A 20,422-nucleotide genomic window follows, 5' to 3' on the forward strand; every position below is an offset into this window, starting at 1 on the left:
TCCTCGACCTCGAGCAGCAGCTTGTAGAGATTGCACATGTCCTGGATGTGCAGGTTCGGGCGCAGCTGCTCTCCGCCGAAGACGGTGATCTTGCCGTTGTTGATCGCGTGGTTGGTCAGGATGTTGACCGAGAGGTCCAGGCGCTGGCGCGGGCCGTAGCCGCAGACCGTCGCCGGGCGGATCGTCACGCAGACGAAGTCCGGCGACTGGTGCTTGAACAGCAGAGGCTCGCACATGCCCTTGAACTTGTTGTAGAGCGTCAGCGGCAGGAGCGGGTGATCCTCCTTCACGTCCGGTTGGTCGGAGACGCCGTAGACCGAGGAGGAGGACGCGTAGATGAAGCGCTTCACGCCCGCTTCCTTGGCCGCGATCACCATCGGCTCGAAGGCGTCGAAATTGATCGTCTCGCTCAGCGACTCGTCGAGCTCGAAACTGGCGTCGTTCGAGATGCAGGCGAGGTTGATCACCGCATCGCAGCCTTGCAAGGCCTGCTTCAGCGCCGCCGTATCCCGGATGTCGCCCTTGATCGAGGTCAGCTTCGGATGGTCTTTCGGCAGAAAGTCGTCACCGAAGAACTGGATATCGTAGGACACGATCTCGTAGCCGAGGTCCAGAAGCTGCGGGATCAGAAGGCTGCCAACATACCCCGCCCCACCCGTGATCAGGACCTTGTTGAAACGTCGTGACACGAAACTTTCTCCTTCAGAAACATCCAGCATTTGGATCGGGATCATGCCCGGCTATGGAGAATTTTTCCATCCCGCGCGCATTTCCGCTAACCAGCTGGCGGCGGGAAGACAGCGAGCATGGACTCCGAGAGTTTCTGGACCCGGACCGCCGCCGCCGCACCGAGGCCCCGAGAGATGTTCTGCAGGCTCTGGATCAAGGTCTCACGCGTCAAGTCCATCTTATTCTTGCGGTATTCGTCCAGGGCGACCAGCACTAGCCTGGCATCTTTATTCCGAAACAGATGACCTTCGAACGGCGTCAGCTCCAAACCCTCGATTTCCGCCATGATGGCTTCGGTCGCTCCGCATTCGCCGTTTAGGGAGATATGATCGGCCAAGCTCTCGCCGAAGGCATCGCGAATCGCCGATACGGCCCCCCCACGGTCGTCGATCGCCGATTGGACCGCCCCAAAGAGTCCCTCCAGATCACGATAAACGGGGGTCACGAGGTTCGATAGAAAGATGCTCTCGATCCAGTTCGTGTAAGGCGCATAAGCTGCAACCGGCACACCAAGGACCATGGCCTCTGTACCTGTAGTGCAGGTGTTGTGAATTAGTATGTCGGCTCCGAGCAACCAGGGAACAACCGTCCCCGCAAACATGACATGAACCCGATCTTCGCTGGCCAGGCTTCGTCGCCAGAACGTGTGATCCTCCGACGGATGCGGACGCAAGACGATCTGATGATCCGGAAACCGGTCCCTGAGCGCCCGGACCATCTCCCCGAAATGCACCAGATTAGTTTCTTCGAAGTCGAAAGTTGCCTCGAACCACGCCCGATCATCCGGATTGTCCCATCGCGCGTATCCGACCCGCTCGCAGATCTCGATGAACCGTTCCCGACTGCCGTGGCCGGTATTCCCCGCACCGAAATTCGTATTGACGAGAATGTAGCGACCGAACTCTTCGCGAATCCGCGCGACATCTCCTTCGAAAGCTCTGGTCATAGCGGGCGACAAGAGATCGAAACGGGGATTTCCCGTCACCGCAAACCGCTCCGCATGCCCGGGAAATGCATCCAGAAAGATCCGGTGCTGATTGCGGCCCTGGAGGAAGAATCGATCCAAATTCCCGAGGAATTCAGATGTCACACCCTGCAAAACGAATCTCTTGTCTGACATGGCCGTGACTTCTTCGTCGATCGCCACAACGCGGTGCCCGCAATCCTTCGCGTGCTTCGCCCAATTCGTCTGGATCTGATTGCTGCCCTTGAGGAACACCGCGCCCGGCAGAAGCTTGTCAAGGTTTCGAACCATCGACCACTGGTCGCCGATTACAACCGCATATCCGCTTGCAACGGCACGCAGCACAAGAGAAAGCCGTGCGTTCAGTTCGCGGGCTACCTCCTCGATCGGGAGGTAAAGACGTTTGTAGCGCATAATCGCCGATCGCATGGGTGGAAGACAGTGCGATTAATAGACGGGCAGCCGGTCTGACGGCAAGAAGTCGCAACTTGGCTCCACGTTCGGGACCAAGCAGTCCGCTGTCGTGTCCGACGCGCCGCTTGCAGAACAGTTTCCGCCCCTTCCGCGCTTGCCCGGCCTGGCTGAACCCTCTATCCAGAACGGAGCGGCCCGGGACACTGACGTGACGGGCGCCCCGGAGTGCAACCGGGGGCGGATAGATCCATGAAAAAGGATATCCGCGGCGGCTCGTGGGCGGAGACATCTTCTCCGCGTCCCCGTGCGCGCGGCGGTGGGGATGAGATGAGCATGACCAACGAGACTTCCAGCGGGAAACAGGGCGTGATGATTTGCGGGCACGGCAGCCGCGATCAGGCAGCCGTCGACGAGTTCGCGAAACTTGCGGTCCGGATCAAGGAAAAGCTGCCGGACATGCCGGTCGACTACGGCTATCTCGAATTCGCCACCCCGATCATCCGCAACGGCCTGGACGCGCTGCGCGAGCGCGGGGTCACCGACGTGCTCGCGGTTCCGGGCATGCTGTTCGCCGCGGGGCATGCCAAGAACGACATCCCGTCCGTGCTGAACACCTACGCGGCCGGCGCCGAGGGCGTGACGATCCGCTACGGACGCGAGCTCGGCATCGATCTGAAGATGATCCGCGCCGCCGGCGAGCGCATCGAGGAAGCGCTGAAGGCGGCCGGCGACGGCGTCTCCCGGCACGAGACCATGCTCGTCGTGGTCGGGCGCGGCGCCTCCGATCCGGACGCCAATTCGAACGTCGCCAAGGTCATGCGGATGCTCTGGGAGGGCATGGGCTTCGGCTGGGGCGAGACCGCCTATTCCGGCGTCACTTTTCCGCTGGTCGAACCGGCGCTCGAGCATGCCGCCAAACTCGGCTACAAGCGCATCGTCGTCTTCCCCTATTTCCTCTTCACCGGGATCCTGGTCACGCGGATCTACGACTATGTCGACAAGGTCGCGGCGCGCCATCCGGAGATCGAGTTCGTCAAGGCGCCCTATCTCAACGACCATCCGCTGGTGATCGAGACCTTCCTCGACCGGATCCGCGAGATCGACGAGGGCACCGGCAACATGAACTGCCAGATGTGCAAGTACCGCCAGCAGGTGCTCGGCTTCGAGGACGAGGTCGGTCTGCCGCAGGAAAGCCACCACCATCACGTCGAGGGCATCGGGACCGGTGGCGGACACGGCCATGACCACGATCACCATCATGATCACGGGCATCATCACCATCATCATGGCGACGGACACCACCATCACAGCCATAGTCACGGGCACGGCCATTCCCACGACCACGGGCACGAACATGACAACGGGCACGACCATCACCACCACCCGTACCCGCATGCGGACCATCCGCTCGGCCCGCGCACACTGACCGAAAACTGAGTCCCGCCGCATGTCCGCGCCCGTCTTCTCCTACGAGAAAGATCCGGATGCCATCTACCGGCAGTCCTTCGAGATCGTGCGCGCGGAAACCGATCTCACGCGCTTCGATCCCGCCGAGGCCGAGGTGGCGGTGCGGCTGGTTCATGCCTCGGGCATGCCGGAAATCGCGCCGGACCTGATCTTCAGCGAGGGCGCGGTCGCCGCCGGAGGGGCAGCCTTGGCCCTCGGCGCGCCGGTGATCTGCGATGCCGCCATGGTCGCGCATGGCATCACTCCCCGCCTGTTACCGACGCAGAACGAAGTGGTCTGCCTGATCCGCGATCCCCATCTCCGGGCGCTCGCGAAGGAGGAGGCGACGACCCTCTCTGCCGCCCAGGTCGGGCTCTGGCGGGAAAAACTCGACGGTGCTGTGATCGCCATCGGCAACGCGCCGACGGCGCTCTTCCGGCTGATCGAGCTGATTCTCGACGGCGGCCCGCGCCCGGCGGTGATCCTCGGATTTCCGGTCGGTTTCGTCGGTGCGGCCGAGTCGAAGGCGGCTCTCGCCGGAACGGGGGGCCTTCCGCCCTTTCTGACGCTTCCGGGCCGGCGCGGCGGCAGTGCCATGGCATCGGCAGCTGTGAATGCGCTCGCCATCCTCGCCGGCAAGGACGCAGCGACATGAGCATCGAGGCGCCCTGGCTCCGCATCATCGGGATCGGCGAAGACGGGCTGGAAGGGCTGTCCCGGTCCGCCCGCGAGCTTCTGGACGGCGCCGAGATCCTGATCGGCGGCGCGCGCCATCTCGCCATGCTGCCGGTAGACGGGCGCGAACGGATCGAATGGCCCTCGCCGCTGCCAAGCTTCCTCGACCGACTCCAAGAGCTGCGCGGCCGGAAAGTCGCCGTGCTCGCGACCGGCGATCCGATGCACTACGGCATCGGCGCGACCTTCGCGAAGGTGATAGCGGCCGACGAAATGGTCGTCATCCCGACCCCGTCTGCCTTCTCTCTCGCCGCCGCCCGGCTCGGATGGCCCTTGGCGGAGGTGCGGACCCTCACCGTCCACGGCCGCCCTCTCTCCCTGCTCGCCGCCGCCCTGCAGCCCGGCGCGAAGCTGATCCTGCTGAGCGAGGGACGGGAGACGCCGGGACAGGTTGCTGCCTTCCTCACCGGCGCCGGCTTCGGCAAGAGTGCGATCACCGTGTTCGAGCATATGGGCGGGCCGAAGGAAGCCCGGCTGGACGGACTTGCCGAAAACTGGACGCATGCACCGGGGGCGGATTTCAACACCGTCGCGGTACAGCTTTCCACGCCGGACCGCCCGGTCGCCCTCGGCGCCACGCCGGGCCTCGACGACGCGTTCTTCGAAAATGACGGCCAGCTCACCAAGCGCGAAATCCGCGCTACGACCCTGGCCGCGCTGCGTCCTGGGCCGGGCCAGCTGCTCTGGGACGTCGGCGCCGGGTCCGGCTCGATCGGTATCGAATGGATGCGTTCGGACACTCAGGCCCGCGCCATCGCGATCGAGCCGAAAGCGGAGCGGGTCGCGCGGATCCGCCGCAATGCCGAAACCCTCGGCACGCCGCTCCTCAGGATCGTCGAAGGCCAGGCGCCGGACGCGCTCGACGGGCTGGAAGAACCGGATGCCGTCTTCCTCGGCGGCGGCATCACCGCGCCCGGACTGCTGGAGATCTGCTGGAATGCGCTGCGACCCGGCGGCCGTCTGGTCGCCAACGTGGTCACGCTCGAAGGCGAGGCCGAACTGACGGAAGCCCGCTCCATGCTTGGCGGAGAATTGATCCGGATCGCCGTATCGCGGCTCGAGCCGGTCGGCCCCTATCACGGCTGGCGCCCACTGATGCCGGTCACGCAATGGATCTGCCGCAAGCCGGGTCCGGGAGGAACGGGCTAGATCATGGGCGGATTTCTGACCGGCATCGGCGTCGGGCCGGGCGACCCCGACCTCATCACTCTCAAGGCCGTGAAACGGCTGCAGGCGGCGGACCTCGTCTGCTATCCGGCACCGGAAGTGGGCCAGAGCCTCGCACGGAAAATCGCTGCGCCGCATATCCCGCTCGGGCTGGAGGAATACGCCATCCGCATGCCGATGGTCGCCTCCCGGTTCCCCGCGGCGAAGGTCTATGACGAAGCGGCGCTCCGGATCAGGGCCGCGCTCAAGGCAGGACGGAACGTGGTCGTGCTCTGCGAGGGCGATCCGTTCTTCTACGGCTCCTTCATGTATCTCTACGAGCGGCTGGCGAAAGACCATCCGGTGGAGGTCGTGCCGGGCATCTCCTCGCCGATGGCGTCCGCCGCCGCGCTCGGCGCCCCGCTGGTCTCGCGCAACGACGTGCTGACCGTGCTCCCCGCTCCGCTTGACGATGCTGAGCTGCGCCGCCGGATCGAGCTTGCGGACGGGATCGTGATCATGAAGATCGGCCGCCACTTTAAGCGCATCCACGCGCTACTGACGGAGCTCGGCCACGCCGACGAGGCCCGCTACATCGAGCACGCGACGATGCAGAACCAGCGCTGCCTCGCCCTCGACCAGGTCGATCCCGAAACCGTGCCCTATTTCTCCATGATCCTCCTGCACAAGCGCGGCGAAGCCTTTCTCGAAGGAAGTGAGCTATGAGCGTTGTCGTCCTCTCCCCCTCGGGCCTCGCCACCGGGAGAAAGCTCGCGGAGAGCCTCGGGCAAGAGCTGCACGCCCGCTCGGCGCCGGCGAACCGGGTCTTCAGCGATGTGGCGGAGCATATGCGCGGCCTCTTCGCCGCGGGCGAGCCGATCCTTTTCGTCGGGGCTGCAGGGGCGCTGATCCGCATTCTGGCGCCGCTGATCGCCGACAAGACCTCCGAGCCGCCCGTTCTCGCCATCGCCGAGGACGGATCGGCCGTGATCCCGCTGCTCGGCGGCCATCGCGGCGCCAACGATCTGGCCCGTGAGGCAGCGAAGACGCTTGGCGCCGTCGCGGCGATCACCACGGCAAGCGACCTAGCACTCGGGATTGCCCTCGACGCCCCGCCCGCAGGCTGGCATCTCGCGCCGGGGAGCGACTACAAGAGCGCTGCCGCCGCCTTGCTCCGCGGGGAGGCCGCCGCAATCGACCCGGCGCTCGACTGGCTTGCGGCAAGCGATCTGAAGCGGGACGACACGGCAGAGCTGAAACTCGCCGCGTCGATCCGGCGCGCGGATCTCGCTTCCGGCACCCTGACCTACCATCCCGAGCGCCTCGCCATTGGCGTCGGCTGCGAGCGCGACGCGGCACCGGAAGAGCTGATCCAACTGGTCGACGAAACACTCGCGGAGGCCGGTCTCGCGCCGGACGCCGTCGCCGGCATCTTCTCCATCGACGTGAAGATGGACGAGGCAGCGGTGCACGCCCTCGGCGCACATCTCGGGCGTCCTGTCCGCTTCTACGACGCCGCGCGGCTGGAGGAGGAAACCCCGCGTCTCGCCACGCCGTCCGAAATCGTCTTCAAGGAGGTCGGCTGCCACGGCGTCAGTGAGGGCGCGGCGCTCGCCGCGGCCGGGCCGGGCGCGGCGCTGACCGTGCCGAAGCGGAAATCGAAACGTGCGACCTGCGCCATCGCCGAGGCGCCTGCCATCATTGACGTAACAGCATCCGGTACCGCGCGTGGCCGTCTCGCTCTCGTCGGCATCGGACCGGGGGCCGCCGACTGGCGCACGCCGGAAGCCTCCGCCGCCATCCGCGCGGCCGAGGTGATCGTCGGCTACGGACTCTATATCGACCTGCTCGGCCCGCTTGCGGCAGGCAAGCAGCGGCACGATTTCGCCCTCGGCGAGGAGGAGAAGCGCGCCGCCTACGCGCTCGACCTCGCGGCGGAAGGCAGGTCCGTCGCCCTCGTCTCCTCCGGCGATATCGGCATCTATGCCATGGCGACGCTGGTCTACGAGCTGCTCGACAAGGCCGGGCGCAAGGACTGGGCGCGACTGGAGGTCTTCGTCACCCCAGGCATCTCCGCTTTGCAGGCCTGCGCCGCCCGCATCGGCGCCCCGCTCGGCCACGATTTCTGCACCATCTCGCTTTCCGACCTGCTGACCCCCTGGGACGCCATCCAGACTCGCGTGAAGGCCGCCGCCGAGGGCGATTTCGTAATCTCCTTCTACAACCCGGTCTCGATGCGACGCCGCACCCAGCTGGCCCATGCGCGCGAGGTACTGCTGCAGCACCGCCCGCCGGAGACGCCGGTGATCCTCGGCCGCTCGCTCGGCCGGCCGGACGAGACGGTGACGGTGACCACGCTGCAGGACCTCTCGGTCGACCAGGTCGACATGATGACGCTGGTTATGGTGGGCTCGTCCGAGACCCGCTACGACGGCAAACATGTCTATACCCCGCGCGGCTATGCCGGAAAGGCGGGCACCTCCATCAGGGCGGATCAGAAGAAAGACGAGGCGGCGGAATGACGGTCTATTTCATCGGCGCCGGACCCGGCGATCCGGACCTGCTGACGATCAAGGGCCGCGACCTGATCGCGCGCTGCCCCGCCTGCCTCTATGCCGGCTCGCTGGTGCCGGAGGCGGTCGTCGCCCATGCGCCGGCGGGTGCGAAAGTGATCGACACCGCGCCGATGACGCTGGACGAGATCATGGCGGAGATCGAGGCGGCGCACGGCCGCGGCGAGGATATCGCCCGGGTGCATTCGGGCGATCCCTCGCTCTACGGCGCCATCGCCGAACAGATCCGCCGCCTGCGCGCTGTGGGAATCCCGTTCGAGATCATTCCGGGCGTGCCCGCCTATACCGCCGCGGCGGCGGCCCTGCAGACCGAGCTGACCCTGCCGGAGATCAGCCAGACCATCATCCTCACCCGCACCACGATGCAGTCGAGCGCGATGCCCGAGGGCGAGGAGCTGGAGGAACTCGGTCGCTCGAAGGCGACCCTCGCGATCCATCTCTCGATCCGCAATTTGCGCTATATCGAGCGCGCGCTCACCCCGCATTACGGCGCCGATTGCCCCGTCGCGGTGATCTACCGCGCGAGCTGGCCGGACCAGCAGGTGATCCGCGGCACGCTCTCGGATATCCGGGGCAAGGTGCGGGACGCGAAGATCACCCGGACCGCCCTCATCCTCGTCGGCCGCGTCCTCAGCGAGGAGGATTTCCGCGACAGCGCGCTCTACGACGCCGCCCATACGCATGTGCTGCGGCCGGAAGCGAAGGTCTGAGCCTGCTTCCAATTTTTAATCGTCATCCCGGCGAAAGCCGGGACCTTTTGAACGTAGAGCGCCTGTCCGCCTGAGGTCCCGGCTTTCGCCGGGATGAAGACTATCTTTGGATGACGATTACCGAAGTTGGGCCGCAACCCAATCGACCGCATCCACCACCGTCCCGACCACCTCGCCTGACGGAAGCGCCGAACGTTCCACCATCACCACCGGGATACGGAGCCTGCGGGCGGCGGCAATCTTGCCGTAGGTGGCACTCCCGCCGCTGTTCTTCGAGACCAGGATGTCGACCGCGTTTTCGCTGAGGAACGCCAGTTCGTCCGCCTCGCCGAACGGCCCGCGCGCGAGCACCAGTTTCGCGTCCGGAGGCAGGTCTTCCTCAGGCGGCGGCTCCACGGAGCGCACGACGAAGGCGCAGTTCCAAAGCAAGAAATAGGACGCGAGGTCCTGGCGGCCGATGGAGAGAAACACGGTCAGAGGCGCGTTCGAGGAAAGCTCGTCCAGAATGTCTGCCGCAGCCTCGTTGTCCGCCGCCATATGCCAGTTGTCGCCCGGCTCCCGGTTCCATTCCGGCCGGATCAGATGCAGGCAGGGCACCAACGCAGCCTTAGCCGCTTCGGCCGCGTTGGCGGAGATCCGCGCCGCGTAGGGGTGGGTTGCATCGACCAGTGCGGAGATGCCCTCCGTCTTCAAATACTCCGCCAGCCCCTCGGCGCCACCGAAACCGCCCGTCCGGACCTCGCAGTCCGGAAGCTTCGGGTCGCGCGTGCGTCCGGCGAGCGAAAGGATGATTTCGAGATCCGGATGGGCCTCCCGCACAGCCGCGACAAAACTGTTCGCAAGTTCGGTCCCGCCGAGAACGAGCAGGCGCGCCATACCTCAGACCTCGCCCGCGCTGCCGACGAGGGTGCCCTCGCGGTCGAACACCTCGACGATGACCTCCGTCCCGGCGCCGTCCAGCACCTGCAGTGCCTCCTCCCGTGCCAGCGTCGCGATCCGGTCACCCAGCAGCAGATTCGCTGCCTTCGCGATGTTCAGCACTTCGAGTCCGGTATTCGCCTCCCGTGCCGCCCGCACCTGGCTCTCGGCCCCTCCGACCTCGCCGAGCCGGGCGGCGAGCCAGTCCATGTCGATCTGGCTGCGGCCGGAATGCAGGTCCATGTGACCCTCGGCCAGCTTCGCCAGCTTGGCGAAGCCGCCGCCGATGATCAGTTTCGGCACCGGATGGCGGCGGAGATATTTCAGCATGCCGCCGGCGAAATCGCCCATGTCGATGAAGGCGGTTTCCGGCAACCCGTGCCGCTTGGCCACCGCCGCCTCCGAGGTCGAGCCGGTGCAGGCGGCGATCAGCGGAAAGCCCTCTGCCCGCGCAACGTCGATGCCGCGATGGATGGAATGGATCCAGGCCGAGCAGGAGAACGGCACGACCACGCCCGTCGTGCCGAGGATCGAGAGCCCGCCGACAATGCCGAGGCGGGGGTTCCAGGTCTTGCGTGCCAGCGCCTCCCCGCCGGGAACGGAGATCTCGATTTCGACGTCGCCGGAACCGTCATGCGCCGCCGCGACCTCCGCCACGACGCCGCGCATCAGGTCGCGCGGGACCGGATTGATCGCGGGCTCGCCCGGCGGGATCGGCAGGCCCGCTTTGGTCACCGTACCGACCCCTTCGCCCGCGCGGAAGGTCACGCCGCTCCCCTTCGCGCCGGGTCGAACGGTTACGGAGATGGTGGCGAGGTGGGTGACGTCGGGATCGTCGCCCGCATCCTTCACAATGGCGGCTGTCGCGGCGCCATCCGAAAGCGATTCGCGAGAGAGCGCGAAGGACGGTTGCTCGCCCTTCGGAAGCGTGATGGAGACAGGGTCGGGAAACGCACCCGTCAGCAGCGCCGTATAGGCCGCCTTCGTCGCCGCCGTCGCGCAGGCGCCCGTGGTCCAGCCGCGCCTCAGAGGTCCGTCCGGTTTCCTTGCCATGGGAAATGTCTTAGACCGTCCGGGCGCCGCCATCCATGTCGAATTCGCGCGGCAAGAGGACGCCCGCACGGCAGAGCGGACAAAGTTCCGCGGCAAGGATGGGGACGTTACCGCGCTGGTATTGGGGAAAGTGCGGGGGTAGGTTTGAGAGATGAGCAAGTTGACTGATTTCGCCGCCGATTTCGCGCCCGGAAGCGTCTGGCTGGTGGGCGCCGGCCCCGGCCATGCCGGACTGCTGACGCTGCAGGCGCATGCCGCCCTACAGGCGGCAGATGTGATCGTCTATGACGCGCTGGTCGGCGACGATATCCTCGCGCTCGCGCCGGACGCGACTCCGCGCGAGTACGCGGGAAAACGCGGCGGCAAGCCCTCGCCGAAACAGGCCGACATCACGCTCCGCCTGATCCAGCTCGCCCGCCAGGGCAAGCGGGTGCTGCGGCTGAAGGGTGGCGACCCGTTCGTCTTCGGACGCGGCGGCGAGGAAGCGCTTTCCCTCGTCCAGGCCGGCGTGCCGTTCCGGATCTGCCCCGGCATCACCGCCGGGATCGGCGGCCTCGCCTTCGCCGGAATCCCGCTCACCCACCGGGACACAAACCATGCCGTGACCATGATCACCGGCCACGACGCGACCGGGAATGTGACCGGCGTCGACTGGGAAGCGGTCGCCAAGGGCAGCCCGGCGCTCGTCCTCTACATGGCGATCAAGCATATCGGCGCGATCGCGGAGAAGCTGATCGCCGCCGGCCGTTCGCCGGAGGAACCGGTCGCCGTGGTCACCAACGCCTCGCTGCCGGAAATGAGCGTGCTGGAGACGACACTCGGTAGGGCCGCCGCCGATATCGACGCCCATAAGGTAAAACCGCCGGCCATCGTCGCGATCGGCGAGATCGTCCGCCTGCGCGCCGGGCTCGACTGGCTCGGCGCCGAGGACGGCCGCGAGCTGGACGCGGATCCGCTCGGCCTCGGACGGGGCGACAGCGAACAGACCGGATGAGCACGCCGACCGGCCTGATCGTCGCCGCGCCTGCCTCGGGCAGCGGCAAGACCACGATCACCCTCGGCCTCTTGCGCGCGCTCAGGCGCCGCGGCATCGATGTCGCAAGCGCCAAGATCGGTCCGGACTATATCGATCCTGCCTTCCATGCCGCCGCGACCGGGCGCCCCTGCCCCAATCTCGACAGCTGGGCGATGCGCCCGGAAACGCTTGCCGCCGCCCGTCCGTCAGATGCCAACCTGGTCGTGGCGGAGGGCGTCATGGGCCTCTTCGACGGGGCCAATCTCGGCGAGGAACACGATCCCTTCGGCGACGGCTCGACGGCCAGCATCGCGCGGCGCACCGGCTGGCCGGTCGTCCTCGTCGTGGACGCAGCGCGCCAGGCGCAGTCGATCGCAGCCCTCGTCGCCGGTTTCGCGAACTTCGACCCGGAAATCACGCTCGCCGGCGTCATCCTCAACAGGGTCGGCAGTGCCCGTCACGAGGAAATGCTCCGGCGGGCCCTGCTGAACAACGGCCATCCGGTGCTCGGTGCCGTCCGCGCGGACAAGGCGATCGAACGCCCGAGCCGTCATCTCGGCCTCGTCCAGGCAGGCGAGCATCCCGACCTCGAAGCCTTCCTCGATCAGGCCGCGGACAAGATGGACGCGGAGCTCGACATCAAGGCGATCATCGCCGCGGCCCGCGCGGGCAGCACGGCCACGAACGGAAGCGCGGCGGCGGCGCCGTTGCCGCCCCTCGGTCAGCGCATCGCCGTCGCCCGGGACGCGGCCTTTGCCTTCACCTATCCGCATGTCCTCGACGACTGGCGGAAGGCAGGAGCGGACCTCTCCTTCTTCTCGCCCCTCGCAGACGAAGCGCCGGCGAAGGATGCCGACGCGGTCTACTTGCCCGGCGGCTACCCGGAACTCCATGCCGGGCGCATTGCGTCGGCTGGAACCTTCCTGAAGGCGGTTCGGCAGTTGGCCGGATCAGGCGCCGCGATCTACGGCGAGTGCGGCGGCTATATGGTGCTGGGCGAGAGCCTGACCGACGCCGACGGCAAGGCGCATCCGATGCTCGCCCTTCTGCCACACGCAACCAGCTTCGCCGCGCCGAAACGCCATCTCGGCTACCGTGTCGCCGAAGCGCTCGCCGCCACTCCGCTCGGCCCTGCCGGAAGCGTTTGGCGCGGGCATGAATTCCACTATGCTTGCGATGTCGGTTCCGTTGCCGGAACGCAGCTCTTCCGGATCTCCGATGCCTCTGGCGCGGAGCTCGGGACGATCGGCGGCTGCAGCGGATCCGTCTTCGGATCCTTTCTGCACCTGATCGACCGTTCGGGTACCTGACCCATAGCGGGAACGCACCATGTCCGGGACCAGCGACCAAAGCCTCCATCCGGGCTCGATCGAAACCCGCCAGGGCTGGATCATCGTCGCCGCCTCGCTTGCCTATATCATGGTCGCCTTCGGGCCCTCCTACCTGCTGGTCGTCAGCCTGAAACCGATCGCGGCGGGTTTCGGCTGGCCGCGCTGGGTGCCGTCGCTCGCCTATTCCCTGCTGCTGCTCGGCACCGGCCTCGGCGGCATCGTCATGGGGCTCTGGGCCGACCGGGCGGGACTCGGAAAGCCGGTCCTGCTCGGCGCGGTCGTGGCGGGGAGCGGCGTCATGGCCGCCAGCTTTGCCGCGAACGAGTGGGTGCTGCTCCTGCTCTGCGGGCCGGTGATCGGCTTTCTCGGCACTTCCGCCGCCTTTGCCCCGTTGCTGACGAACACGACACGCTGGTTCGACCGGCGGCGCGGCATCGCGGTCTCCATCGTCGCCAGCGGACAGGCCCTCGCCGGCGCGATCTGGCCGCAGATCTTCAATTACGGCATCGAGCAAGCCGGCTGGCGCCAGACCTGGTTCGCCTATGGCGCGCTTTCGGTCTGCGTCATGCTGCCCCTGGTGCTGATCCTGCGCCGCCCGCCGCCAGAACAGCCGAAGCCGGCGGGCCTCGGCGCCAGTGCGCCGGTCCGGCAATCCACCGCCATGCGGCAGATGCCGCTCGCCTTCCTCTCCCTCGCAATCGTCGGCTGCTGCGTCGCCATGGCGATGCCGATGGTCCATATCGTCGCCTATTGCACCGATCTCGGTTTCGAGGCGGCGCGGGGCGCCGAGATGCTCTCCCTGCTGCTTGCCTGCAGCGCTGTCAGCCGGCTCGGCTTCGGCTTCCTCTCCGACCGGATCGGCGGGTTGCAGACGATCTTCATCGGCGCCGCGTTGCAGGCGCTCGCGCTCTCGCTCTTCGCCGTGGTCGACAGCCTGACCGGCCTCTACCTCGTCTCCGCCCTCTTCGGCTTGGTCTTCGGGGGCATCGTGCCGGCCTATGCCCTCGCGACGCGCGAGATGCACCCGCACGGCGAGGTCGGCTGGCGCATGGGCGTGGTGTTCTTCTTCGGCACCGTCGGCATGGCGACAGGCGGCTTCCTCGGCGGCTGGATCTTCGACCTGACCGGCTACTACCCGCTCGCTTTCGTGGTCGGCGTCAGCTTCAACATCGTGAACCTGCTCTGTCTGACCTGGCTGATCCGCTACCGTTCGGTCGCGCTCCTGTCCGAACCCGCCGCGGCCTGATCAGGCCTCGAGGACCATCGCGCGGATCTCCGACAGGTCGCGCGGGCCGTAGCCCCTGAAGACGCCGTGCTTGAAGACCTGGCGCGCCGTCTGGCAGACCCACATCGGAATGCCCAGCGCCTCGCCCTGCTCGATGGCGAGATCGACATCCTTCATCAAAATATCGACGGCCGCGCCGAAACTGGCGCCCTCGGCCAGGAGGAAATCCGGAAAGACGCTCATGCTCGCAAAGCTGCGGCCGGTTCCGTTGTTCAGGATCCGGAGCATGTCCTCGGGTTTGACGCCGCCCTTCTCGGCCATCGCCATGGCCTCGACCGTGGCGACCAGCGCGGTCGCGAAGACGATGTTGTTCGTGAGTTTCATGACCTGCGCGATGCCCGGCCGGTCGCCGGCTATCACCACGGTCTTGCCCCAGGCCTCGAACACCGGCTTCAGCGCTTCGGTGGTTTCGGGATCGCCGGAGACCATGACGGAGAGCGTTCCCGCCCGCGCACCCGCCGGCCCGCCGCTGATCGGCGCATCGACGAGCGTGACCTCTTTACCAGAGCAGGCCCGCTCCACCTCCTCGACGAACGGGCCGCCGACGGTACAGGTATTGACCAGAGTGCGGATCGCGGAACCGGCCAGCAGACCGTCCTTTCCATTCAGCGCGTTCCGGAAGATGCCGAGCGTCGGCAGCGAGACGACCACGATCTCGCAATTGTCGGCGAGGTCCTTCGGCGAGGCGGCACGCCTTGCCTGACGCTCCAGCAGAGGCTGCATCGCTTCCGCCCGCACGTCGAAGACCCAGAGTTCGTGCCCGGCGTCGAGCAGCTTTCCGGACATCGGCAGCCCCATGGCGCCGACCCCGAGATATCCGATACGCATCAGTCCCCTCCCATTTGCCGGTTCTTTTTCTTCGGCAAATGGTAGCGCGCCCCGCGCAGCGGAGGAAATGGCGGCGAACGGCAGAGTGAAACTTACGGGAACGGACAGAAAAAGATCAGACGGGCGGCTTGCCGCTGATGATCTTGGTCTTGGCCTTCGGCTTGTATTTCGGCGCCGCCTTGGCTTCAGCCTTCTTCAGCGGCACGCCGAACAGTTCGAGATGATGATCGACCAGTTCGAAGCCGAGTTCGCGAGCGATGTAGTCCTTCAGCGCCTCGAGTTCCTCGTTGTAGAACTCGATCACGTCGCCTGTGGTCACGTCGATCATGTGGTGGTGGTGATCTTCCTCACCATTCACCTCTTCATAGCGCGCGCGGCCGTCGCCGAAATCGCGCTTGGTGACGATATTGGCTTCCTCGAACAGCTTCATGGTCCGGTAGACCGTGGCGATCGAGATCGAGCGGTCGATTTCCCGTACCCGCTCATGCAGCGATTCAACGTCGGGATGGTCTTCCGCTTCCGACAGCACGCGCGCAATGACGCGCCGCGGCTCCGTCATTTTCAGCCCTTTTTCGAGGCACAGGGCGGCAACCCTCGATTCCATGCTGGCTTCAGCCATTCCCTGACAACGCTCCGTTCTGTCGGGACCATCTTCGGATTGGGAGAATATAACAGCACCTTTGACAAGACAAACCAGCTTTCCACTCGGACGGCGCATAGCCCGTCGTCCGGGCCGTCCGGACCGCGCCGGAGATCGCGACTGTTTCGGGAGTCAAACGAATCGCATTTCGGTGGTATTGTATGAAAATGCAATTCCAGGTTCGGGAGGCATATCGTGACATCAGAAAGATCACAACTGCTGGTGAACAGGGATCAGATCTGCAGACTCTATGGTGTTTGGTCGGAGATGCCGGAGGACAAGCCGCGCCAGGCACTCGACCCGTTGGCGCTGGGCGCTCCCCTGCTTCCCCACCTCGCTCTGCTGAAGGCGCTTCCGGACGGGTTCCAGTACGACCTCGTGGGGGAAAGGGTGAGTGAACTTTCCAACACCTTCCGCCGCGGAGCCACCGCGATGGCGCAGAAGGAAACGGGAAACCGGCGTGCCGACCTGTTCCGGCGGATGCGCGCGGTCGCGGAGACCCGTCAGCCTGAGGCCCGTTTCGACGCCATCGAGAACCCATCGGGCCACAGGCCGCGCTATTTCAGCATGATCCTGCCGCTCTCGATCGGCGGCGGGACGGCCCGCGACCTCCTGGTCGGGATCTGGCCGATGACGGCATGTGGAGAGGAAATGCCGGGAGAGGAGGTGGCATCCGTCCCGCAATTCATCGACGACTTGCGCCGAGAGCGTACATCCTCACCGAGAGCCTGGTTTTGCCGAATCGCGTTCGGGGCGGAATCTATTGCCTCCTGCTAGGCAGATTCGGACAAGACCCGAAGAATTCGACCAGGCTCAATCGAGATTTCATTTCAACAACAGGCACTAAGTCTTTGGACTCGCGTCGAGTCCTTGTACCGGCACCGATCTTGCTGATTTGGAGGCATGGAAATGTCCCCGCTCCAGGTCGGCGCCGCCGAGTTCGGTCCCGTCGGTCTGACAATCGACACCACCGAAATGGACAGCCTTCACCGGCTGCCCCTCGGTCTGCTGCCCCTGAAGACCCAGGCACTGAAACGGCATTCCCTGATCAAGAATGCCCAGCTGAACAGCGTGGTCGAACTGTTCAACGACGGCGGATCCGGCAGCGGGCAGGTCCGGCCGGACTCCCTGCCCGGCCATTTCAACTCGAGCGATCCCGAATTGCTGAGCGACATCGCCATGCTGAAGCGCCTCGCCGCGATCGGCAGCTATGATGTCTATACCCTGCGCGTCGCGCTTCGGGAGCTCGATATCGGGTTCGAGCACTACGACGCGCTGAAGCTTTCGCCGGAGAAATACCGCGAACTCACCCAGTTCATGAAACAGTACACACGGCCGATCATCCGGCGCCTTTTCGCGAAGGACGGCGGGCAGCTTGAGAGCTACGGCAATCTCGTCGAGTATCTGCGCAATCCGGATCGCGACACCGTCCTGAAGGAGCTGGAGCGGCTCGCGGCCGATCTCGAAACCACGGTCGGGGCCATCCCGCGTTTTCTCGAGAATTACGGCGACACCTTCCTCGGCTTCTCATATTTCCGCAGCTGCCTCACGGAATCCGAAAAGCGGATCCGGCTGTTCCGGCCGTGGACCGAGGAATTCCTCCGCTCCCCGATCGCCCGCGACAACGCTTCTCTGCAGATCCGCGTCGCCCAGGGCCTCCAGTCCCTGCAGGAGATCGTGGAGTCCGTGCGCCAGCGCTTCACCTATTTCGACCAGAGTTCGACCGAGTTCTGGGAGAACCCGACGGCCGAGTCCTTCCGTTGCCTCAGGTCCCAGATCACCGAACAGCACGCGGCGACCGGCAGCGTTCTCTGCGGTCTCGTGGTGAAGTTCAATCTCTGGACCGAGCGTTTCAGCACCCGCGGCGGCGGCCATCAGCGACGGCTGGAATTCCTCGAATCCGAAATTCTTCCCGGCCTGAACACGCTCGCGGAAACGGAGCGCCGGATCGCCATTCGCTTCCATAACTGACGGAGACCGTTTCGCCGGCGCTTCGGGAGAGCGGGGGAAGCGCCGATTTTCTCCTTGCACCGTGCGCCGGGACGTCTTAAGTAGCCGTTCCCGCGCAGGGTATGCCGCAGTAGCTCAGTTGGTAGAGCACGTCATTCGTAATGATGGGGTCGGGGGTTCGAGTCCCTTCTGCGGCACCACTTCCCGAAATTCCTCCAGGATCAAGCCGGTTTCACGAACCGGGGAGCAGCTTCTTCGGCGCTTCCGGGACAATGATTCCGTCATCGTCCGCCGCCGGACCGGCCGCGCGGCCCGGTACCGGCATGATCATCGCGTATTCGCCCTGTTCGCGAATACGGTTCCGGACTTCGGTCAGCCACTCTTTCGACTCTCCGACGCCGACCATAAGGCGAACGAAAAGACCGGCCACCGTCTCCACCTCCACCATCGTCGGCTCCCGGCCGGAGAGCAGATCGGGATATTGCGTACGCATGACTTCCCAGCCGGCCAGAGCGGCATCGTGGGACTTGTAGGACGCAAGATGCAGCCCCCGGGCTCCGCCACCTTCCGGCCAGGCAAGCCGGCTGGTCCTGAGTTCGAGACGCTCGAAGCGCGCGCTGTCCTGGGCCTCGCGGTTCTCCATATCCGCGTTGAGCTTGCTGACGGCGCGCAGCGCGGCGTCGATATCGTCCCGCATCCGGTCCAACTCGGCGACGTCCACTCCGGCCGCCGGAACAGCGGCGCGGCCGTCCGAACCGGCCGACTCCCCGAGGTCGATCCGCTTCTCGATCCGGCGCGTCACGATGCTGAGTTCGGTCTGCAGCTGGCCAAGCTGGGTCTCGACCTCGGTCAGCCGCGCGGCGCCGGTATCCTGGGACTTGATGGTTTCCGCCACCCGGTCGTCGATATATTGCCGGCGGCGCGGCCCGCGCTCGATCTCGGCCCGGTCCAGTTCGTCACGGACCAGGGAGCGGACCTTCATCTCTTCCGTTCCGCTCCCGAAAAGGTCGCTGAGGCCACATCCGCCAAGCGGCAGCAGCAGCAGAAAAGCGAAGCAGATTTGGGAGAATTTCATAAAGAGCCTCGAAGGACCTACAATATCTTGTAGTATCGTAGCAGAGCCGTGGCGTCTTGAGAATCCCGTGTGTAATGCGGGACAGGGTAGCGCGCGGAGCGGCAGCGAGAGACGCGGGAGGTCCGACATGCCGAAATACACGCCCGGCCCCTGGCGCATGAACCAGAGTGGCGAGCTCTGGTCCTACGCGCGCGGTGCGGCGCCGGCTCAGATCGGCACGATCAGCTGGAGCGGCGAAGCAACCGAACGCCAGGGGAATGCGCAGATCATCGCCGCCGCCGCGGATCTGAGCGAATGCCTCGACGAGGTCATGCTGCTGGTCTCGCAGCCCGAGATTGCCGAAGCGATCCTCGGCTCGGAAAGGCTCAAGACGCGCGCCCGGATGATCCTCGACAATGCCCGGCAGGTCATCAAGGAAGCGACCGGACGGGAACTTCCCGAATGGCCGCTGCGCGATCCGTCAGATACGCGCCTGGAAGGCTGAGCGGCCATGGATCTTCGGGAACTCGTCAAACGGATCTCCGACAGCGAGATCGGCGACTGGACCCCGATCCTGCGTCCGACCTATCGCCACCGCCTCGTCACAAGGAGGAACGCGAAGGGCGAGGAAATCGGCCTCGCCGCCGATCAGCACAAGCTGCACCTCACCTTGAAGAAGGATATCCGCATCACGCTCGGTTTCGGCATGGTGGAAACCGCCAATTATCACATTCCCGCGCCGAACCCCTACGCGGGCGAGAATGCGCGCACGCACCTGCTCGACTGCTACTGGGAAGGCCGCCTCGCCTTCCGGGACATCGTGGTGAATGTCGGCCGCAACCGCTGCCTGCTGCCTCTGCCGCCGGAATGGAGCGAGACCGGCATGGAGATTCCGGTAATCCGCTACGGACTGGTCAGGCTGATTCACGACATCGCCGGCCCGCCGACCGATTTCGACGAGCATTTCACGGCCATTGGCATGCAGCGGATCAACAGGCGCTGGCCCTGATCAGAACATCTTCTGGAAGAACCCGCCCGCATTGTGCAGCAGGAAGATCGCGCCGAGCCCGCCTCCAAGAATCAGCACCAGCAACAGCGTAACCTTGATCGCCATTGCGTAATCGCTCTTGGTGTTCGTGCCCTTGTGAGGTCGTTTCTTTGCAGCGGGAGCGGGATTGAGGACGGCCGCGGCGCCCGGAGGCGTCGGTGCCGGAGCTTCGGCAGCCGCCGGGGCCGGCTTGTCGCGGCCCACTTTGGACGTGGTGTCGAACACTACGATCTCCTTGCCCTGACCGGTGGCCGGATCGTAGGTGTCCTTGACGACCTTCACGGCCTGGAACTGCTTTTCGCCGTGCAGGGACTTCGCGACCTCGATCGCGCCGTCGCGGTCCGGATAGGTCGAATCGACCGCCCAGCTACCGCCCTTGAGGGTGTGCACCTCGTAAAGTGTCTGAACCGCCATCGCTTGCGCGCCTTCAACTCAACCTATGCGCTCGCGGCCGGACGTCCAGCCGCAAGAATTTATATATAAATTAGTCTTTAGGAGGGGTTAACGCTTTTTCCGTGAAATGCCGAGGAAAAGAAAAGGCCGCGCCGGTTGCCCGGCGCGGCCTTTTCCGAATGCTGTCTGC

The 20,422-nt window shown here is 65.5% G+C and carries 21 protein-coding genes and 1 tRNA gene; 14 read left to right on the forward strand and 8 right to left on the reverse strand.

The genetic code is table 11. The features are described from left to right. Window positions 1-689 (reverse strand): NAD(P)-dependent oxidoreductase (locus JJ959_RS12345; protein WP_292884063.1); only part of this gene is annotated, 689 nt, incomplete at its 3' end. 86 nt (window positions 690-775) lie between these two features. Beyond that, window positions 776-2,107: a surface carbohydrate biosynthesis protein gene (locus JJ959_RS12350; protein ID WP_292884065.1), complete on the reverse strand. Its 1,332-nt coding sequence runs from the start codon at window positions 2,105-2,107 to the stop codon at window positions 776-778. Between the two features lie 333 nt (window positions 2,108-2,440). Here JJ959_RS12350 and JJ959_RS12355 point away from each other — a divergent pair, with 333 nt between their 5' ends. From JJ959_RS12355 to cobM, 6 genes are read left to right on the forward strand one after another with little or no spacing between them, the layout of a single operon-like run. After that, window positions 2,441-3,544, forward strand: coding sequence for a sirohydrochlorin chelatase (locus JJ959_RS12355; protein ID WP_292884067.1), 1,104 nt, complete (start codon window positions 2,441-2,443; stop codon window positions 3,542-3,544). A gap of 10 nt (window positions 3,545-3,554) precedes the next feature. Continuing rightward, complete coding sequence (locus JJ959_RS12360) at window positions 3,555-4,208, forward strand: precorrin-8X methylmutase (RefSeq protein WP_292884068.1); 654 nt, start codon at window positions 3,555-3,557, stop codon at window positions 4,206-4,208. After that, the gene (gene cbiE / locus JJ959_RS12365; RefSeq protein ID WP_292884070.1) at window positions 4,205-5,437 is read left to right on the forward strand and encodes a precorrin-6y C5,15-methyltransferase (decarboxylating) subunit CbiE; all 1,233 of its coding nucleotides are present in this window, start codon (window positions 4,205-4,207) and stop codon (window positions 5,435-5,437) included. The genes JJ959_RS12360 and cbiE overlap by 4 nt, the downstream gene beginning before the upstream one ends. 3 nt (window positions 5,438-5,440) lie before the next feature. Continuing rightward, complete coding sequence (cobI, locus tag JJ959_RS12370) at window positions 5,441-6,160, forward strand: precorrin-2 C(20)-methyltransferase (protein ID WP_292884072.1); 720 nt, start codon at window positions 5,441-5,443, stop codon at window positions 6,158-6,160. Further along, window positions 6,157-7,956 (forward strand): precorrin-3B C(17)-methyltransferase, encoded by a 1,800-nt coding sequence (cobJ, locus tag JJ959_RS12375; RefSeq protein WP_292884074.1) that lies wholly within the window; start codon window positions 6,157-6,159, stop codon window positions 7,954-7,956. The genes cobI and cobJ overlap by 4 nt, the downstream gene beginning before the upstream one ends. Beyond that, window positions 7,953-8,717: a precorrin-4 C(11)-methyltransferase gene (cobM, locus tag JJ959_RS12380; protein ID WP_292884075.1), complete on the forward strand. Its 765-nt coding sequence runs from the start codon at window positions 7,953-7,955 to the stop codon at window positions 8,715-8,717. The genes cobJ and cobM overlap by 4 nt, the downstream gene beginning before the upstream one ends. 117 nt (window positions 8,718-8,834) lie before the next feature. Here cobM and JJ959_RS12385 read toward each other — a convergent pair whose 3' ends face one another. Together JJ959_RS12385 and JJ959_RS12390 are read right to left on the reverse strand one after the other, a co-directional pair. Then, window positions 8,835-9,593 carry a cobalt-precorrin-6A reductase gene (locus tag JJ959_RS12385; RefSeq protein WP_292884076.1) on the reverse strand — a complete coding sequence of 253 codons (759 nt, stop codon included), beginning with the start codon at window positions 9,591-9,593 and terminating at the stop codon, window positions 8,835-8,837. A 3-nt stretch (window positions 9,594-9,596) separates the two neighbouring features. Further along, complete coding sequence (locus JJ959_RS12390; protein WP_292884077.1) at window positions 9,597-10,688, reverse strand: cobalt-precorrin-5B (C(1))-methyltransferase; 1,092 nt, start codon at window positions 10,686-10,688, stop codon at window positions 9,597-9,599. A gap of 151 nt (window positions 10,689-10,839) precedes the next feature. Between JJ959_RS12390 and cobA the strand changes: the two genes are divergently transcribed. From cobA to JJ959_RS12405, 3 genes are read left to right on the forward strand one after another with little or no spacing between them, the layout of a single operon-like run. Further along, window positions 10,840-11,682, forward strand: a complete 843-nt coding sequence (cobA, locus tag JJ959_RS12395; protein ID WP_292884079.1) for a uroporphyrinogen-III C-methyltransferase — start codon at window positions 10,840-10,842, stop codon at window positions 11,680-11,682. Continuing rightward, on the forward strand, window positions 11,679-13,013 hold the full coding sequence (locus tag JJ959_RS12400) for a cobyrinate a,c-diamide synthase (RefSeq protein ID WP_292884080.1): 1,335 nt from the start codon (window positions 11,679-11,681) through the stop codon (window positions 13,011-13,013). Before cobA ends, JJ959_RS12400 begins: the two co-directional genes overlap by 4 nt. A gap of 19 nt (window positions 13,014-13,032) precedes the next feature. Beyond that, the gene (locus tag JJ959_RS12405; RefSeq protein WP_292884081.1) at window positions 13,033-14,280 is read left to right on the forward strand and encodes an MFS transporter; all 1,248 of its coding nucleotides are present in this window, start codon (window positions 13,033-13,035) and stop codon (window positions 14,278-14,280) included. Here the strand turns inward: JJ959_RS12405 and JJ959_RS12410 are convergent, their stop codons facing one another. Both JJ959_RS12410 and JJ959_RS12415 read right to left on the reverse strand, forming a co-directional pair. After that, window positions 14,281-15,147, reverse strand: a complete 867-nt coding sequence (locus JJ959_RS12410) for an NAD(P)-dependent oxidoreductase (protein WP_292884082.1) — start codon at window positions 15,145-15,147, stop codon at window positions 14,281-14,283. It abuts the gene before it with no gap. A gap of 115 nt (window positions 15,148-15,262) precedes the next feature. Then, the gene (locus JJ959_RS12415) at window positions 15,263-15,766 is read right to left on the reverse strand and encodes a Fur family transcriptional regulator (protein ID WP_366817041.1); all 504 of its coding nucleotides are present in this window, start codon (window positions 15,764-15,766) and stop codon (window positions 15,263-15,265) included. 216 nt (window positions 15,767-15,982) lie between these two features. On the opposite strand from JJ959_RS12415, the gene JJ959_RS12420 reads away from it, so the two are divergent. The 3 genes from JJ959_RS12420 (at window position 15,983) to JJ959_RS12430 (ending at window position 17,937) form a co-directional block, all read left to right on the forward strand. Continuing rightward, complete coding sequence (locus tag JJ959_RS12420) at window positions 15,983-16,564, forward strand: hypothetical protein (RefSeq protein ID WP_292884083.1); 582 nt, start codon at window positions 15,983-15,985, stop codon at window positions 16,562-16,564. Window positions 16,565-16,696: 132 nt separating this feature from the next. Further along, complete coding sequence (locus JJ959_RS12425) at window positions 16,697-17,758, forward strand: hypothetical protein (RefSeq protein WP_292884084.1); 1,062 nt, start codon at window positions 16,697-16,699, stop codon at window positions 17,756-17,758. 103 nt (window positions 17,759-17,861) lie between these two features. After that, window positions 17,862-17,937 (forward strand) — tRNA-Thr (locus JJ959_RS12430). A 32-nt stretch (window positions 17,938-17,969) separates the two neighbouring features. Here the strand turns inward: JJ959_RS12430 and JJ959_RS12435 are convergent. Further along, the gene (locus tag JJ959_RS12435) at window positions 17,970-18,812 is read right to left on the reverse strand and encodes a hypothetical protein (protein ID WP_292884085.1); all 843 of its coding nucleotides are present in this window, start codon (window positions 18,810-18,812) and stop codon (window positions 17,970-17,972) included. A 127-nt stretch (window positions 18,813-18,939) separates the two neighbouring features. On the opposite strand from JJ959_RS12435, the gene JJ959_RS12440 reads away from it, so the two are divergent. Together JJ959_RS12440 and JJ959_RS12445 are read left to right on the forward strand one after the other, a co-directional pair. Further along, on the forward strand, window positions 18,940-19,296 hold the full coding sequence (locus JJ959_RS12440) for a hypothetical protein (RefSeq protein ID WP_292884086.1): 357 nt from the start codon (window positions 18,940-18,942) through the stop codon (window positions 19,294-19,296). A 6-nt stretch (window positions 19,297-19,302) separates the two neighbouring features. After that, window positions 19,303-19,800, forward strand: coding sequence for a hypothetical protein (locus tag JJ959_RS12445; RefSeq protein WP_292884087.1), 498 nt, complete (start codon window positions 19,303-19,305; stop codon window positions 19,798-19,800). On the opposite strand, the gene JJ959_RS12450 is transcribed toward JJ959_RS12445, so the two are convergent. After that, window positions 19,801-20,253, reverse strand: a complete 453-nt coding sequence (locus tag JJ959_RS12450) for a hypothetical protein (protein WP_292884088.1) — start codon at window positions 20,251-20,253, stop codon at window positions 19,801-19,803. Window positions 20,254-20,422 lie beyond the last annotated feature (169 nt).

The sequence above is a fragment of the Nisaea sp. genome, from assembly GCF_017640745.1.
Lineage (GTDB): Bacteria > Pseudomonadota > Alphaproteobacteria > Thalassobaculales > Thalassobaculaceae > Nisaea.